Here is a 1,488-nt window from a genome sequence, read left to right as displayed (position 1 = left end):
CCCAGCGCGCCGCCGTCGCCGGACTGCCGCCCACGACCCCTGCGGGCGCCGGGGCCGACGCGTTCGACGAACCGGCGGGCCTGTACCACGTGCAGTACGGCACCGGTCCGGATGCCCGCACCGATACGGGGTATGGCACCGGAGATGATCCGCTGTACGGCCTGGTGCACGAGGACGCCGAATCCAGTCTGCCCGGCGGTTTGGCCATGGACTTCGAGGAACCCGTGGAACTGGTGGATCGCCAGCCAGACGGCGTGTCCGGCTTGGGACGTGACAGCGTGTCCGGCCCGGAATATGGCGGCACCGCAGCCGCCCCGCGCGAGGCGGACCTGCACGCAGCGGAACTGCCCATCCTCGACCTGTCCGCCCCGGCAGGGGGAACGTCTGGCGCGTCTGGCGTATCTGGCGCATCGCGCGGCAGGGCCGCTGGTCTGGATACCTCCGCGCTGGACCCCTCTTCGCTGGACGCCTTTGGCGACCCGGCCCGAGCACACGACGCCCACGCGCCGCACCATTCCCCGGACACCGGCGGGACGGGCCTGCTCTCCTTTGGTGACGACGAGGCTGCCTACCGCGAAGCCCGCGAACGCCGGGCCGAGTCCCGTGCCACGCGCGGCAAGGGCGGGCTGCCGGAGCTGAAGCTGGACGACTAGCCGCAGGCACACCGTAGCGAACTGTTGCTCAAGGGCGGATGGCGTATGGACATGGTCTACATACTACTGGCCTGCTGCGTGGCGGGGGTGCTGCTGTTCACCAAGCTGGACGGCGGTGGCGGGGGGGCCTCGCGCGCGGTCGAAGCGGCCCTTGAGCGCGACATTCAGCTGATGGAAATGCGCCTGGCCAACCTGACCGAGGAATGCGGTACCCTTCAGGCCAGCGTGGCCTCCATGCGCGGGCGCCTGCATACCCACGCCGAGCACGAGGCTGATCGCGCCCGGCAACTGCGCGACGCCGCAGTGCTGTCCGCCACCGAGCAGCGCGAAAGCCTGCCCGAACGCCTGGTGCGCAAGGGACTGGTGAACGCCGACCAGGTGGCCAAGGCCGAAGCCTACCGCCGCAATACCGGCAACCCCCTGCCGACGGAAGAGATACTGGCCCTGCTGGGCTTCATCGCCCCCGACGTGCTGCGCGCGGAACGTGACGATCACAAGCGGCAGACCCGGGTGCCTGCCGCTCCGGTAGCCGGACCGGCACCTACGGAAGGCGGTGCGGGCGTCGCCTGAGCCGCGCCGGTTGTTTCCGGCTTCATGAAGAATCGCGGGATGCATGCGCCCGGCTGCCCTTGTGGCCTGCCGGGCGTTTTCACGTTCAGCGCGCGGCGGCCAGGTACGCTTCGCGCAGCAGGGGCGAGGGCATCTGCTCGGCCAGCAGCAGGTAGATCAGGCGCAGGTGGGTGCGGCGTATGTCGTCGGCCTGGGCACGCCGCTCGGCCACGATGCCCTGCGGCAGCCCGCGCAGCCGTTCGGTGAAGTCGCGTGCCCGGTGGCG

General features: G+C 70.8%; 2 protein-coding genes and 1 pseudogene. 2 read left to right on the top strand and 1 reads right to left on the bottom strand.

Annotated elements, in window-relative coordinates; all coding sequences use genetic code 11:
* Positions 1-653, top strand: a 653-nt coding sequence (locus FVW27_RS15400) for a hypothetical protein (RefSeq protein ID WP_167126766.1), incomplete at its 5' end; no start/stop codon positions are given.
* 51 nt (positions 654-704) lie between these two features.
* Complete coding sequence (locus FVW27_RS15395; protein ID WP_243838503.1) at positions 705-1,223, top strand: hypothetical protein; 519 nt, start codon at positions 705-707, stop codon at positions 1,221-1,223.
* Positions 1,224-1,308: 85 nt separating this feature from the next.
* On the opposite strand, the pseudogene FVW27_RS15390 reads toward FVW27_RS15395, so the two are convergent.
* Positions 1,309-1,488: pseudogene (locus tag FVW27_RS15390) on the bottom strand (glycosyltransferase); the annotation flags it as partial.

This window comes from Nitratidesulfovibrio liaohensis (assembly GCF_011682075.1).
Taxonomy (GTDB): domain Bacteria; phylum Desulfobacterota; class Desulfovibrionia; order Desulfovibrionales; family Desulfovibrionaceae; genus Cupidesulfovibrio; species Cupidesulfovibrio liaohensis.
Note: the sequence above shows the minus strand (reverse complement) of the source record. Positions and strands in the feature narration are given on the sequence as shown.

Coding starts and splice junctions, on each gene's coding strand:
- FVW27_RS15395 (WP_243838503.1), top strand. CDS start 705: ATGGTCTACATACTACTGGCCTGCTGCGTGGCGGGGGTGCTGCTGTTC.